Raw genomic sequence first — 14,816 nt, forward strand, 5'->3', positions numbered from 1 at the left:
GGGCCCCGTCGAAAGGCGGGGCCCCACCCCTTTACGGGAGCCGCACACATGGAACTGAACAGACGCACAGTCATCGCGGGCGCCGCTGCTGCGGGGATCGCCGCCACCACCCTCGGCTCCGGGACGGCCGAGGCAGCATCGGGAGGCAGGAAGCCGGTGAAGGAGCTCTTCGGCAAGCTGGCCGACGGCAGCAAGGTCTACCGCTGGTCGCTGGAGAACGGCGGCACCCGGCTCAAGGTGCTGAACTGGGGCGGTGTCGTCCAGTCGCTGGAGATCCCGGACCGCAGGGGCCGGTACGCCAACGTCTCCCTCGGCTTCGACAACATCGAGGACTACGTGGCGAAGACCCCGTACTTCGGGGCGCTGATCGGCCGTTACGGCAACCGCATCGACAAGGGCAAGTTCACCCTGGACGGCAAGTCGTACCAGCTGTCCGTGAACGACGGCGTCAACCACCTGCACGGCGGCACGCAGGGCTTCGACAAGCACATCTGGGACGTCGAGCCGTTCACCAAGGGCTCCGACGTCGGCCTCCACCTGCACTACACCAGCATCGACGGCGAGATGGGCTACCCCGGCACGCTCAAGGTGAAGGTGACGTACACCCTCAACAAGCACGGCGACTGGCGGATCGACTACGCGGCCACCACCGACAAGGCCACCGTCGTCAACCTGACCAGCCACGTCTACTGGAACCTGGCCGGTGAGGGCAGCGGCACCATCGAGGACCACGAGCTCACGATCGCCGCGTCCCGCTACACGCCCACCGACTCGGGCCTCATCCCGACGGGCGAGCTGGCGAAGGTCTCCGGCACCCCGTTCGACTTCCGCGAGACGAAGACGATCGGCCGGGACATCCGCGCCGGCCACGCCCAGCAGGTGCAGGCCAAGGGCTACGACCACAACTGGGCCCTGGACAAGGGCATCACCGCCAAGCCCGAGCATGTCGCGACCCTGCGCGACCCGCGCTCCGGCCGCACCCTGAGGATCGCCACCGACCAGCCGGGCCTGCAGTTCTACTCCGGCAACTTCCTCGACGGCACCCTCACCGGCACCGGCGGTCACACCTACCGCCAGGGTGACGCCCTGTGCCTGGAGACCCAGCACTTCCCGGACTCGCCGAACCACGCGAACTTCCCGTCGACCGTGCTGCGGCCGGGACAGACGTATCGGACGACGACGATCCACACCTTCGGGTCGTGACACCGGGCACTCGGACCGGGACGTTGAGCAAGGGCTTCCGGTTCCCGAAGTCACACTAGTTTCACATCAGTTGAACAGCGCCACGGACGAATCCGTATTCAAGGGCGGCCCGTGCTCCCCCGCACGGGCCGCCTGAACACGACGGGCCCCCGCCGCCCCCCACCGGGCCCGCCCCATACGGAGGTTCCATGGCCGACAACGTCACCTCGCTGTTCCGCGGCTCAGCGGCCCACAGTCCGTCGATGGCTGCGCTGGCGCGGGAGGGCGGCGACGGGGCCGGCCCGATCGACTTCTGTATCCCCTGCAACCCCTACTTCCCCACCCCGGCGATGTTCGACGACATGTCGGCCCGCCTGCGCGACATCATCACGTACTACCCGAGCAGCGCCGACACGATCACCGCAGAGCTGTGCAGCCTCCTCCAGCTGCCGCCGCAGTGCGTCGCGATGGGCAACGGCTCGACCGAACTGATCACCTGGATCGACCATCTGATGGTCCGCGAGTCCCTCGCCATCCCCGTCCCCACCTTCGGCCGCTGGACCGACCAGCCGATGGAGACCGGCAAGCGGGTCGACATGTTCCCGCTGCAGGAGTCCAACGGCTTCGCTCTGGACCTCGCCCAGTACGCCGAGTTCATCCGCAAGCGCGGCACCCGGGTCGCGGTGATCTGCAACCCGAACAACCCCGACGGCGGCTACCTGCAGAAGCACGCGGTCGTGCAGTTCATGGACTCGATGGCCGACCTGGACCTGGTCGTCGTCGACGAGTCGTTCCTGGAGTTCGCCGACGCGGAGGCCGAACCCTCGGTCGTCCAGGAGGCCATGCTCCGCCCCAACGTGGTGGTGCTGCGCAGCCTCGGCAAGAACTTCGGCCTGCACGGCATACGGTTCGGCTATCTCGTCGCCAACCCCGCGCTGGCCGGGCGGATCCGTTCCATGCTCCCCAAGTGGAACCTCAACTCCTTCGCCGAGCACGTGGTGTTCATGCTGAAGGAGCACGGCGCCGAGTACGCGCAGAGCCTCCAGCAGATCCGCCGCGACCGGCTGGACATGGCCGCCCAGCTGTCCGCGCTGCCGGGGCTGACCGTCTACCCCTCGCAGGGAAACTTTCTCTTCGTGCGCCTCCCCGTGGGCGCCGAAGGCACCGTGGTCCGGGACCGGATGCTCACCGAGCACCGCATCCTGGTCCGCGAGTGCGGCAACAAGATCGGTTCGTCCAGCCGCTTCCTGAGGCTCGTGGTGCGCCCCCAGACGGACGTGCGTCGCCTGGTGTCCGGAATGGAACAGGTGCTCTACGGGACCAGGAGGGGAGCCGCCGTGCCCGAGCTGGGCGCCGGGACCAGCTACAGCTCGGGTACGGCGGCCGTGGACCGGCTGGTCAGTGAGACCAACGGGGCGGGTATGCCGCTCGTGGCGATGGCCTCGGGCGGTTCGACCGGTATGGGCATGCCTATGCCGGCGGCGGCGCAGATGCCGATGCCGATGCCGATGCAGCAACCGGTGCCTGTGCCGGTGCCGCAGCCGGCGGCGGCGCAGATGCCTACGCCCCTGCCGACCTCGACTCCGATGCCGATGCCGATGCCGATGCCCATGTCGACGCCGGCGCCCATGCCTGCGGTCGCCCAAATGCCTGCGGCTGCCCAGATGCCGATGCAGCCGATGCAGCCGATGACTCAGCCCGTACCGCAGCCGGTGCCCGCGCAGATGCCTTCGCCTGCGCCGATGGCTCCCGCCGCCGCGATGCCCGGTCCCACGCCGCCCGGTGTTCCGGCCCGTGGGGGGCTTACTGCTGCGCAGGTGCGGGGGACCACTGGGCCTGGGTTGACTCCGGCGCCGGCCACTGGGTGGCCGAACGCGCAGAGCTGGCCCAATGCCGCGGGAATGGGGCAGGCCGGGTAGTTCGTCGGGCGCGGGTACGTTGTGGCTGGTCGCGCAGTTCCCCGCGCCCCTCAAAAACAGGGCGTTGCCCTCACGGCGGTCATCAGTGATGCCCCCAGCGGCAGCGCATGACAACCCCGCAGCTCGAAGCCCGTGTCCGCCAACAGGCGTCGGTAATGGTTCTCGTCCCGCTCCCTGCCACCCACGTTGCACAGCATGTGGATGTCCCAGGCGACCGCCGTCGGGTTCGGCAACAGGCGTTCCACGACCAGCAGTTGGGCGCCGGGGCGCATCGCCTGCGCGCACCGGTCCAGGATGGTCGCGCAGCGGTCGTCGTCCCAGTCGTGCAGGACCCGGGACAGGAGGTAGACGTCGCCGCCCTTCGGCACGGACCGGGTGAAGTCTCCGGCGACGAAGGTGCAGCGTTCGGTCAGTTGGTGGCGGGCCGCCTCCAGGGCCTGGGGGCGTTCCAGGAGTACGCCCTCCAGATGGGGGTGTGCCCGAAGCAGCCGGCCGAGCAGCGCGCCGTTCCCGCCGCCCACGTCCACCACGTGCCGTACGGCGGAGAAGTCGACCAGGTGGGGTACCGGGGTGAACATCTCGGCGCTCGCCGCCATCGCGTTGTGGAAGAGGGCGCCGAGTTCGGGGTGTTCGGCGAGGTGGGCGAAGTGGTGCCGGCCGTGGCGGTGGGCGAAGGCCTCCTCGCCGGTGCGGACGGCATGGGTCAGGTCGGCGAAGGAGTCGTAGAACAGGCGGCCGTAGAGGAGTGCCAGGGGGTGGAGGGAGAACTCGGCGGTGGTGCAGAGGGGTTGGCCGAGGGCGGTGAGGCGGTGGGTGCCGTCGGTCGAGGTCAGGAGGCCGAGGGTGGTGAGGTAGCGCAGGAGGCGGTGCAGGGCGTCGGGGTGGGTGGCGGTGAGGCCGGCGAGGGTGGGGGTGTCGAGGCCCGGGGTGTCCGTGAGGTGGTCGGCGATGCGGAGTTCGGCCATGGTGGCGACGGCCTGGGTGGCCCAGGCGCCGGTCATGACACCGAGGAGGGAGACCGCGGGGTCCGGGAGGGGCTCGTGGCGGCCCGGGAGGCGGAGTTCGAAGCGGCGGTGGTGACGGGTGCGGAAGTAGAGCACGGTCACGTTCTCGTGGCCGTTGTAGCCGCCGCCGTCGGGGACCGCGCCGCCGCATTCCGTGAGGAGTGTGCGCAGGCCGGCCGGGACCACCGTGCCGGGTGAGGTGAGGGCGAAGGCGTGGTGTGCCTCGTGTTCGGCGGCGCGTTCGTCGTCGGCGACCGCGCGCAGCGGGGAGTCCGGCGGCACGGGCAGCGCGAAGATCTCGACGCTTCGGCCCTCGACCGCCACATGGACGATGCCGACCGGGCTCTCGCCGAGGATCGCGCCGTAGCGCCGGGCCAGTCGGCCGCGGACCACGACGCTCGGTGTGACGGTGCCGGGTTCCAGGTCGTGGCGGCGCAGTTCGTCGCGGAGTCCTTCGAGACAGTCGGGGAAGACGAGTACGGCGGTGTGGTCGTAGACGAGGTGCCGGGAGACATCGGCCCGGTCCTCGGCGGTCAGGTCGGGCAGCAGGTCGGCCAGGACCTGGTCCGTGTCGTGGGTGCGGACATGGGCGACCGCGCGGCGGATCCGCTCCAGGTCGGCCGCGGCCAGGCAGGCCTGTGCGACGGGGAGTGTCATGTGGGAGTTCCCAAAGGTCGTGGGTTCAGATGCCGGTGTAGTTCTCGGCGAAGAAGTCCTGGTGGGCACGGGAGGTGCGCAGGCTCTCCAGGCGGGCGTACTGGAGCGCCCGCCCGTAGCGGGCCTCGGCGTCGTCGCCGGCCGGTCCGTGCAGCAGGCCGCTCATCCAGTGCGAGAACTCGTGGGCCCGCCAGACGCGGGGGAGGCAGTCGGCGGCGTACTGGTCGAGGCCCTTCTCGTCCCCGTGGGACAGCGCCGACTCCAGTGCGCGGGCGAGCAGTTCGGCCTGGAGTACGGCGAGGTTGGCGCCCTTGGCCGCCGACGGGCTGATGAGACCGGCCGCGTCGCCGGCCAGCCAGAGACGGTCCGCGCCGGGGCTCTCCAGCACGTCGGAGCGCAGATCGACGACCGTCTTCTCCAGTACGGCGCCCTGGCGCAGAGGCCCGAACTCGCCGGTCCGCATCCGGGTGGCGAGCTCGGCCCAGATCCGTTCCTCGCTCCAGTCGGCCGGATCGGTGCCGGGCGGGCACTGGAGGTAGTACCGGGTGACCGTGTCCGTACGGGCCATGTGTCCCGCGAACCCCCGCCGGTGCAGGGCGTATCCGACGGCGGACAGGCTGGGCGGGGCCGCGACGAGCACCGCCAGCCAGGACACACGGTGGTCCCGGTGGGCCGTCCGTACACCCCGTGCGGCCTGGGCGGCGCGGGCGGCGCCGTGCCGCCCGTCGCATCCGGCGATGTACCGGCCCCGGACCTCCTCGCCGCCGCGCACCCGCACCCGGCCGTCCGCGAGGATCTCCTCGGCCCGGGCGCCGAAGCGGAGTTCGCCGCCGCGCCGCAGATACTCGGCCACCAGGTCCCGTACGAGTTCCTGCTGGGGGTGGACAGTGTGCACCTCGCGCCGGCCCAACCGCCCGTAGTCCAGGGTGAACTCGCCCTGGTCGCTGCGGAACAGGCAGGTGGAGTGGGGCTTGCCCCGCTCCCGTACGCCGGTGCCGAGTCCGTGCTCCGTCAGCACCCGCACCGAGTGGGCGGCCAGGAATCCGGCCCTGGCCCGCCCTTCCACCGCCTCGCGTCCCCGCCGTTCCAGGATCACGCAGTCGATACCCCGTTCGAGCAGCAGATTGCCCAGTACCAGCCCCGCCGGACCGGCCCCGACGATCACCACACCGACCTGTTCCCGCAGGTCGAACCGTTTCCCCATGCCCGCCTCTGAAGTTGTGCTTTCGGCCAAGGGGTTTCCTATCATCCCGATCTTCACCGAAGACACACAAACGGAGGCAATTACTCCATAAGGGTGGCCGCGGGCTCACGGTCCTGCGGACGGCGCCGTAATCCGGCCCAGGAGCCGGAAAGGCCGGCGCGCCGCCTCAGTCGCGCGGCCTGCGAGCGGTGAACCGGAAATGTCCCTCACCGGGCGGGCTGACGACGGTGATGGCGGTGAACCCGGCCGCCGCGAGCCGGAGTTCGAGGGTGCCGGGGTCGACGGGGACATAGGTGTCGTCGACGTGGAAGTCACGCAGTTCGTCACTGGCGACGGAGTCCACGCCCACGAACACCCCGCCCGGGCGCAGCAGTTGGCACACCCGGGCGAACAACCGGTCCTGCGCCTCCGGCGATTCGACGTGATGCAGCATCGTGAAGCAGGTGGCCCCGGAGAAGCGGCCGCTCCCCAGGTCGACGGTCGTGGCGTCGCCGTGGACGACCTCGGCTCGGGAGCCGTCCAGCCGGGCCGCGAGTTTCCGCGCGAGGTCGGCGTCGATCTCGACCGCCGTCACATGGTCGACCAGTTCGAGCAGCAGATCGGTGGTCAGCCCGGGGCCCGGGCCGATCTCCAGTACGTCGTCGCCGAGTTCGCCCGTCTCCCGCAGCCAGGGCAGCAGCCGGGTGCGCAGGGTCTCGGCCCACTCGGGAGAGGCGAGGAAGGTCAGATGGCGCTGATTCATGGACGTCATGCCCTCATTCGTACATACTCCGGACGATGACCGGCTCCGCACGAACGGCCACATCTCTGCCCCCCGCGGCCAACTCCCTCTGGGCCGGGCTGCGTTCGACGGGCGTGGCGGCCGGGACCTTCTCCTTCGAGGGCGACGGGACGACTCCGTGGCACCGGCACGACCAGCACCAACTGGAGTACGCCTCCGAGGGGATCGTCGGTGTCGAGACGGCGACGGCACGCCACCGGCTGCCGTCACGGCAGGCGGTGTGGATACCGGCCGGCCTCGCCCACCAGAGCTCGTTCACCGGGGCGCGGACGGTCTCGGTCTTCTTCGACCCCGCGCTGCTGCGGGACTCCGGCGGCCGGGTCCGTGTGCTGCCCGTGGACCCGATCCTGCGCGCGATGCTCATCTACGCCGCGCGCTGGCCGATCAGCCGCACCAGCGGGGACGCGGTCGCCGACTCCTACTTCGAGGCGCTGTCCCACCTGGTGCGCGAACGCCTCGACGAGGAGCTGCCGTTCCATCTCCCCACCAGCACGGATCCCCTGGTCACCGAGGTCATGCGGCACACCGACGCCCATCTCGCGACGGTGCGTCTCGACCACGTCTGCCGCGCCGTGGCCGTCTCCGAACGCACCCTGCGCCGCCGTTTCCTGGCCGCCACCGGCATGACCTGGCGGCAGTACCTGCTCCACAGCCGTCTCCTGCACGCCATGACCCTGCTGGTCGAGCCCGACCGCACGGTCCTCGGCACCGCCCTCGCCGTGGGCTTCGACAGCGCGAGCGCCTTCAGCCGGGCCTTCCAGGCGTACACGGGAGAGACCCCGAGCGGCTTCCGCCAGGAACGCACGGCACGCCGCCGCTCCTCGGCGACCGTCCGAGCGCATAGGCTCCCCGCCGCCACGCCTGCCCGGCCACAGGGGTGGCCCGCCGTGCGAGCGGGCCACCCCTGCCCCCTGCGTCAGGAAGCCGGGCACTCCTTCCATGCCATGTGGTACGTGGTGCTGATGTTCCCGTCGGTCGAGTCCATGGTCATGAAGCTGACCTTGCCCGGGTTGGCGGTGCCCGCGTTCACTCTCAGCTCGGTGTTGATGTTGAAGTTACGGAGAACTCCGCAGGGCGCCCAGACCAGTTGGGCCACGTCGGTGCTGTCGGTGGCCTGCCAGTCGTCGTTGTAGGAGCCGTTGAACGGGTGGGTCTTGGGCACCGTGTTCGAGGAGCCCTGGAAGTAGTACGAGGCCTTCTGCGTGGCACTCGCCCCCGGCTGGAGCGAGAGGAAGCCGCGGTAGTCGGCGCTGGCGATGGCGTAGGTGAAGCCCTGCGGGACGTGCACGATCAGGTTGAGCTGGCAGTTCTTGCGGAAGGCCGTGGGGTCGGAGTTGCCGCCGGCCTGGGCCAGGTACTGGCTGTAGGTGACCGTGAAGGCCGTGTTGTCCGGCGAGACGGCGACCGCCGCCGTGCCCTGCGGACAGCCGGAGCCGTTCACCGTCGCAACGTCGATGACGATCTTGTCCGGGGGCGGGTTGTCGACGACGGGGGACGAGGCCGGTGCGGGCAGTGCCGCGGTGAGCAGAGCGGCTACGGCGCCGCTCAGCAGGAGTCCACCAGTCATGGTTTCTCCGGTTCTGTGAGTGGGGGGTGGCACGCCCCCGGCTCGTAGGGAACCGACCGAGCTCCACCGAGAGCTCTTTGGAGAAACAGTGAGGTTCCTGTGAAGGCCGGGAGCGCTCCGCATCGTAGGGAGGCGCACAACCCACGGTCAGGGCGAACTCAAGCCATTCACAGTTGCGGATTTCACAGCGGAGACACAGGCTCGCAGTGGCGGCGCCGGCACCCGCGCCCCCGGCCCCGGCCCCGAGTCGGCGGGTCCCCTCGTCAGGGGTTCTCCCAGGCCGCCGGTTCCGCCGCCAGTTCCCGTACCGGCTCCGGCAGGGCGTCCGCCGCGAGGTCGGCGATGGTGACGCCCTCCAGGATGCGGCGGACATTGGCGCGCAGGGCGATCCACAGGGGCAGGAGCGGCTGGGCGGAGCCGGTGTACTCGAGGCCCGTGGGGCGCTCGCCGCGCACGGAGACGATCGGACCGTCGACCGCGCGGATGACGTCGGCGACGGTGATCTTCTCCGCCTCCCGGGCCAGCCGGTAACCGCCGCCTCCGCCGCGCCGGCTGTCGACGACGCCGCCGCGCCGCAGATCGCCGAGGATGCCCTCCAGGAACTTGTGCGGGATCTCCTGCGTCGCGGCGATGGCCTCCGCCTTCACCGGCCCGCCGTCCTGCCGGACGGCCACCTCGAGAACCGCCCGTACCGCGTAATCCGCCCGTGCCGAGATCCTCATAACACCATTGTGGCCGGAACTGCTGTACAAAATGACCTCGCACGCACCGCCGACCGGCCCGGCCCGACGGGAGACCTCCATGGGGCTCAGCAGACGTACCTTCAGCGCTCTCGCCGGGACCACCGCGCTGGGCCTGGCGCTGGGTGGCAGTGGCGCCGCGACCTGCGCCTACGCCAGCCCGACCGCCCCGACGGGCCCCGCGCCCGCGCCGCCGCGCGCGGACCGGCGGCGGCACACGATCGGCTTCGACCGCTACTCCCTGGTCGTCGACGGCCGGCGGCTGGTGGTCTGGTCGGGCGAGATGCACCCCTTCCGGCTGCCCAGCCCGTCGCTGTGGCGGGACGTCCTGCAGAAGATGCGCGCCCACGGCTACAACGCGGTCAGCATCTACGTCTCCTGGAACTACCACTCCCCCGCCCCCGGACAGTACGACTTCACCGGCATCCGGGACCTGGACCTCTTCCTGCGCACGGCCGCCGAAACCGGTCTCTACGTCATCCTCCGCCCCGGCCCCTACATCAACGCCGAGATCGACGGCGGCGGCTACCCCGGCTGGCTGACGGCGACGAAGGGCTCGGCGCGCACCAGTGACCCGACCTATCTGTCGTACGTCGACGAGTGGCTCACCCGGGTGAACGCCATCGCCGCCCGGCATCTGCACTCCGACGGCGGCGGCACCGTCCTGCTCTACCAGATCGAGAACGAGTACGACGCCCATGTCACCGAGGCGACCGGGCGCGACTACATGTCCCATCTGTACAAGAAGGTGCGGGCCGACGGCATCGACGTGCCGCTCTTCCACAACGACAAGGGCAGGAACGGCTACTGGACGCCCGGCTCGTTCGACACCGGCGGGGAGGAGGGGGGCTGGCTGTACGGGTTCGACGGGTATCCCTCGCCGACCCAGACCCCGCCCGACTGGGGGCACTTCGGGATCGGCGGCGCGAAGGGCGGGGCCTCGGCGAGTCCCAGGACCCCGGGGTGCGTGCCCGAGTTCGGGGGCGGCTGGTTCGATCCGTGGGGCGGGGTCTGGTTCGACCGGAAGGGGTACGCGGAGTCCCGGCGGCAGCGCGACGCGGCGTACGAGCGGCGCTTCTACCTCACCAACCTCGCCAACGGCATCACCGTGCACAGCGTCTACATGACCTTCGGCGGCACGTCCTGGGGCTGGCTGCCCGCGCCGGTCGTCTACACCTCGTACGACTACGGGGCCGCCATCGACGAGGGCCGGCAGCCCACCGACAAGCTCGTCCCCATGCACCAGCTCGGTCATCTCCTGCGCCATGTACCGGACTTCGCCAAGCTGGACCGCGCGGCGGACGTGGTGGCGGCGGGTCTGAAGGTGTACCACCTGAGCAATCCGGACACCGGCGCCGATGTGTACGTGGTCCGCAACGACGGTACGCAGGAGGTGACTTCGACCGTGCCGGGCCTCGGCGGCCTCGATGTCACGGTCCCGCCGAAGGACGCCCGTCTGCTCGTTGCAGGCCTCCGTCTGGGCGGGCGCAGGGTCCGCTGCTCCAACGCCCAGCCGATGCTCGCCCTCACCGCCGGCCGGCAGGAGATCGCCGTGTTCACCGGGCGTCCGGGCGAGACGACGGTGACCGTGCTGGAGTGCGCGGTACGGCCGACGGTGACCGTGCTGGAGGGCGGCGCCGCCCACACCTACGAGGACGGGCTGCTGCGGATCGAGGCCCGTCTGGACGGGCTGACAAGGGTGTTGGTGTCCGGCGGCGGCTCCGGCACCCCGCTCCTGCTGCTCCTCGCCGACGACCCGGCCTCGCTGCGGCTGTTCCCCCACGACACCCCGTCCGGGCCGGTGCTGGTGCGCGGGCCCGCGCTGGTGCGGACCGCGGAGGTCGACGGGAAGACCGTGTCCCTCACCGGGGACACCGTCCGGGCGGCCGAACTGGAGGTGTGGGGCCCGCGCGGGATCGGCGAAGTCACCTGGAACGGGCAGAACTCGACGGTACGGACCACCCCCTCCGGAAGCCTGCGCGCGGACCGCTCCCTCCCCGGCGTCCAGGAGGTCTCCCTGCCCGCCCTGCGCGACGGCTGGCGGCGCCGGGCCGAGAACCCGGAGTCGGCCCCCGGCTACGACGACTCGGCCTGGCGGACTGCCGACCGGTCGACGTCGTACAGCACCACCCCCGTCCCCGGCGGACAGCCCGTCCTCTTCGCCGACGACTACGGCTTCCACTACGGCGATGTCTGGTACCGCGGGCACTTCACCGACGCACGCGGCGCCAGGATCGTCTCCCTCGCCTACAGCACCGGCACCCAGGGGCTGCTGATGGCCTGGCTGGACGGGCGCCCGCTGGGCACGCACCGGATGCCGGTGCCGGACAACAGCAGTGTGCGGCAAGGGAGTTGGGCGGCCACGGCGGAGTTCGCGGTGCCGGAGGCGGTGCGGACGGACGGCCCGCGTGTGCTGTCGGTGCTGGTGCGGCGGATGCAGCACGACCAGGACGGCAAGGCGCAGGACACCCACAAGGTGGCACGCGGACTGACCTCGGTGACCTTCGACGGAGCAGCCCCGAAGGTGAGTTGGCGGATCCAGGGCGAGCGGGCGGCGGACCCGGTCCGCGGTCCGCTGAACACCGGCGGACTGCACGGGGAGCGGCACGGCTGGCATCTGCCGGAGTACGCCGACGGCGGCTGGGCGGCCACCGCGTTGCCGCGCGCCGACAGCGGGCAGGGGGTGACCTGGTACCGGACGAGCTTCAAGCTGGCCGTCGACTCCGGAATCGACGCGTCGATCGGGCTGGTCCTCGACGACGACCCGGGCCGCGCCTATCGCGTCCAGATCTTCCTCAACGGCTGGAACATGGGCCAGTACATCAACGACGTAGGCCCCCAGCACACCTTCGCCCTCCCGAACGGGGTGCTGCACACACGTGGTTCCAACACACTGGCGCTGGCGGTCCTGTCCGACGGGACCACACCGGCGGGGCCGTCGGAGGTGCGGCTGACGTTGCTGGGAGCGGCGGCGGGCGGGGTGCCGGTGACCGCGGTGTGACCGTATGGAGCCTTTTCCGTGCATTGCCTTCTCCGGCCGGGTCGTTGACCGTGTCGGTATGCGAAGACGGCGTTTCATCAGCGGATTAGTCGGTTCCGGGGTCGGTCTTGGACTGACCTCGGCAAGTACGGGCGCACGGGCGAGTACGAGTTCTCCGAGCCCTTCCCCCGGCGGCTCCCGGTCGGCCGCCGAGCCGGCCACGGCGGGTGAACCCCATGAGTGGCAGGCCGTACCGGTACCGGACGTCCTGGCCGCCGCCCAGCTGACGGGGGTCGCGGCGGCCGGTCCGGACCTCGCCTGGGCCGTCGGCGAGGAAGGGCGCAACGGCGGTACCCGCGGCCGCCCGCTGGCCCTCGTCCGGGACGGCGAGGACTGGCGGAAGGTCGATCTCGGCCACCTGCAGCTGCCGAGCGGCTACCTCCGCTCCGTCGCCGCCGGCACGACCGGCCAGGCCTGGAGCGTCGGCACCACCGGCTCCACCTCCCATCTGCTCACCTGGGACGGCACCACCTGGAACGAGGCCGACTTCCCGGGGCGCGGCACGACCGGGACCTCGCTGACCTCCGTCGCCGTGGGTCCGGACGGCGACCTGTGGGCCGGCGGACGCAACTCCGACGGCTCGGTCCTCCTCCACGGCCACGGCACCGATCTGACCTGGCTGCCCGCACCCCCGAGCGCCACCACCGCCACCCCCTCGGGCGTCCGCGTCACCCGCTCCGGCGAGGTGTGGGTCTACGACGCTGCCCTCATCGCCCGCTGGAGCGAGGGGAGTTGGACCGAGCTGCCCGCTCCCGCCGGCCTCCGGCCCGGTGTCACGGACCTGCTCCCCGTCACCGCCGACGACATCTGGCTCACCGGCTACGACTACGGAGTGGGCGGCCCGCCCGGCAAGCCACCGTCCGTCCTGCTCAAGCACTGGGACGGCGGCGCCTGGAACACCGTCACCGCCCCGTTCACCGCCGGCCTCCTGTCGGCGATCGTCGACGACGGCCAGGGCGGCCCCGACCGCATCGCCGGCTGGGACTTCTGGGACCAGACCAGAGCGCACTACCTCCGCTGGGACAACGGGAGTTGGGTGAGCGAACGCGGCCCCCTCTCCTCGACTCCCGTGGTTCCGCAGGCACTTGCCACGGTGCCCGGCACGGGCGGCTACTGGTCCGTCGGTACGACGTCCTCCTCGCCGTATCCGCCCGCGACGGTGCGCATCGAGCGGTGACCGGGCCGGTCAGGCCAGCCGGATCACGTTCCACGACAGCGGTTCCAGTACGGCGGTGAGGGTGCCGTCCGTGAGGGCGGTCCCCTCCACCGTGTGCGGGGCCACCCGCTCCGGGTCGTCGAGGGTGTTCCGGGCGTCCGGGTCGGCGTCCGCGAGGGCGCTGTGCTCCACGACGTCCGTCAACCCCAGTGCGCCGAGGGCGACTTCGAGCGGCAGCGCGTCCGTGCGGCTGCGGTTGACGGCGAGGACGGTGACGGTGCCGTCCTCGCCGCGCACCGCGGTGGCGTGCAGCAGGTCGGTCTCGCCGTACTTCTTCGTCTCGTACGTCGGCGAGTCCACCCGGACGTCGAGGACCTGGCCGCGGCCGTACTTCGCGGCCTGGGCGAACGGGAAGAAGGTGGTCTGGCGCCAGGCCGGGCCGCCGGGCTCGGTCATGATCGGGGCGATGACGTTGACCAGCTGGGCGAGACAGGCGACGGTGACGCGGTCGGCGTGGCGCAGCAGGGCGATGAGCAGCGAGCCGAAGACGACGGCGTCCAGGACGCTGTAGTTGTCCTCCAGGAGGCGGGGGGCCTCCGCCCAGTCCCGGGTGCCGGAGTTCTCGATCTCGTGCCACCGCGAGATGTACCAGACGTTCCACTCGTCGAAGGAGAGGTTGATCTTCTTCTTGGACTTCAGCCTGGCGCCCACGTGATCACAGGTGGCGACCACGTTCTCGATGAAGGACTCCATGTCGACGGCGGAGGCCAGGAAGGAGTCGAGGTCACCGTCCTCCGGCTGGTAGTAGGCGTGCAGGGAGATGTGATCGACGAGGTCGTACGTCTCCTCCAGGACCGTCGCCTCCCAGGTGGCGAAGGTCGGCATGGACTGGCTGGAGGAGCCGCAGGCGACGAGTTCGACCTCCGGGTCGATCTGGCGCATCGCGCGGGCGGTCTCGGCGGCGATCCGGCCGTACTCCTGGGCGGTCTTGTGGCCGGTCTGCCAGGGGCCGTCCATCTCGTTGCCGAGGCACCACAGCCTGATGCCGAAAGGGTCCTTGTCGCCGTGGGAGACGCGGAGGTCCGACAGGGCCGTGCCGGCGGGGTGGTTGGCGTACTCCTGCAGCTGGAGGGCCTCGGCGACGCCCCGGGTGCCGAGGTTGAGGGCCATCATGGGCTCCGCCCGGGGGCCGATCTTCTTCAGGAAGGCGATGTACTCGGAGAGACCGAAGCGGTTGGTCTCGGTGGAGCGCCAGGCGAGGTCGAGGCGGCGCGGACGGTCCTCGACGGGACCGACGGAATCCTCCCACCGGTAGCCGGAGACGAAGTTGCCGCCGGGGTAGCGGATGGTGGTGACGCCGAGTTCACGGACCAGTTCGAGGACGTCCCGGCGGATGCCGTCCTCGTCGGCGGTGGGGTGCCCGGGTTCGAAGACGCCGGTGTAGACGCAGCGGCCGAGGTGTTCCACGAACGAGCCGAAGACACGGGGGTCGACCTCACCGACGGTGAAGGCGGGGTCGAGGGTGAAACGGGCGGTGCTCTTGCTCATGGGAACCTTTCGAAAACG

At 70.9% G+C, this 14,816-nt stretch carries 10 protein-coding genes and 1 pseudogene; 5 read left to right on the forward strand and 6 right to left on the reverse strand.

The features are described from left to right. The first annotated feature begins 48 nt into the window (after positions 1–48). Both ABZT17_RS00740 and ABZT17_RS00745 read left to right on the forward strand, forming a co-directional pair. Positions 49–1,203 carry an aldose epimerase family protein gene (locus tag ABZT17_RS00740; protein WP_356341960.1) on the forward strand — a complete coding sequence of 385 codons (1,155 nt, stop codon included), beginning with the start codon at positions 49–51 and terminating at the stop codon, positions 1,201–1,203. A 188-nt stretch (positions 1,204–1,391) separates the two neighbouring features. Further along, positions 1,392–3,101: a histidinol-phosphate transaminase gene (locus tag ABZT17_RS00745; RefSeq protein ID WP_356341962.1), complete on the forward strand. Its 1,710-nt coding sequence runs from the start codon at positions 1,392–1,394 to the stop codon at positions 3,099–3,101. A gap of 50 nt (positions 3,102–3,151) precedes the next feature. Here ABZT17_RS00745 and ABZT17_RS00750 read toward each other — a convergent pair whose 3' ends face one another. The 3 genes from ABZT17_RS00750 to ABZT17_RS00760 form a co-directional block, all read right to left on the reverse strand. Continuing rightward, positions 3,152–4,762 (reverse strand): methyltransferase, encoded by a 1,611-nt coding sequence (locus ABZT17_RS00750; protein WP_356341964.1) that lies wholly within the window; start codon positions 4,760–4,762, stop codon positions 3,152–3,154. Between the two features lie 25 nt (positions 4,763–4,787). Further along, on the reverse strand, positions 4,788–5,966 hold the full coding sequence (locus ABZT17_RS00755; protein ID WP_356341966.1) for a 4-hydroxybenzoate 3-monooxygenase: 1,179 nt from the start codon (positions 5,964–5,966) through the stop codon (positions 4,788–4,790). A gap of 166 nt (positions 5,967–6,132) precedes the next feature. After that, positions 6,133–6,717: a class I SAM-dependent methyltransferase gene (locus ABZT17_RS00760; RefSeq protein ID WP_356341968.1), complete on the reverse strand. Its 585-nt coding sequence runs from the start codon at positions 6,715–6,717 to the stop codon at positions 6,133–6,135. A gap of 545 nt (positions 6,718–7,262) precedes the next feature. Here ABZT17_RS00760 and ABZT17_RS00765 point away from each other — a divergent pair. Further along, positions 7,263–7,532 (forward strand): annotated as a pseudogene (locus ABZT17_RS00765) (helix-turn-helix transcriptional regulator); the annotation flags it as partial. A 131-nt stretch (positions 7,533–7,663) separates the two neighbouring features. Here ABZT17_RS00765 and ABZT17_RS00770 read toward each other — a convergent pair. Both ABZT17_RS00770 and ABZT17_RS00775 read right to left on the reverse strand, forming a co-directional pair. Further along, complete coding sequence (locus ABZT17_RS00770) at positions 7,664–8,314, reverse strand: DUF4360 domain-containing protein (RefSeq protein ID WP_356341971.1); 651 nt, start codon at positions 8,312–8,314, stop codon at positions 7,664–7,666. A 263-nt stretch (positions 8,315–8,577) separates the two neighbouring features. Next, positions 8,578–9,036, reverse strand: coding sequence for an Rrf2 family transcriptional regulator (locus ABZT17_RS00775; protein WP_356341973.1), 459 nt, complete (start codon positions 9,034–9,036; stop codon positions 8,578–8,580). Between the two features lie 79 nt (positions 9,037–9,115). On the opposite strand from ABZT17_RS00775, the gene ABZT17_RS00780 reads away from it, so the two are divergent. Both ABZT17_RS00780 and ABZT17_RS00785 read left to right on the forward strand, forming a co-directional pair. Beyond that, positions 9,116–12,055 carry a beta-galactosidase gene (locus tag ABZT17_RS00780; protein ID WP_356341976.1) on the forward strand — a complete coding sequence of 980 codons (2,940 nt, stop codon included), beginning with the start codon at positions 9,116–9,118 and terminating at the stop codon, positions 12,053–12,055. 58 nt (positions 12,056–12,113) lie between these two features. Continuing rightward, on the forward strand, positions 12,114–13,271 hold the full coding sequence (locus ABZT17_RS00785; RefSeq protein ID WP_356341978.1) for a hypothetical protein: 1,158 nt from the start codon (positions 12,114–12,116) through the stop codon (positions 13,269–13,271). 9 nt (positions 13,272–13,280) lie between these two features. On the opposite strand, the gene ABZT17_RS00790 is transcribed toward ABZT17_RS00785, so the two are convergent. Beyond that, positions 13,281–14,798 (reverse strand): alpha-N-arabinofuranosidase, encoded by a 1,518-nt coding sequence (locus ABZT17_RS00790; protein ID WP_356341981.1) that lies wholly within the window; start codon positions 14,796–14,798, stop codon positions 13,281–13,283. Positions 14,799–14,816: the final 18 nt, after the last annotated feature.

Origin of the sequence: Streptomyces sp. NPDC005648 (genome assembly GCF_040605395.1) — a bacterium.
Taxonomy (GTDB): Bacteria; Actinomycetota; Actinomycetes; order Streptomycetales; family Streptomycetaceae; genus Streptomyces.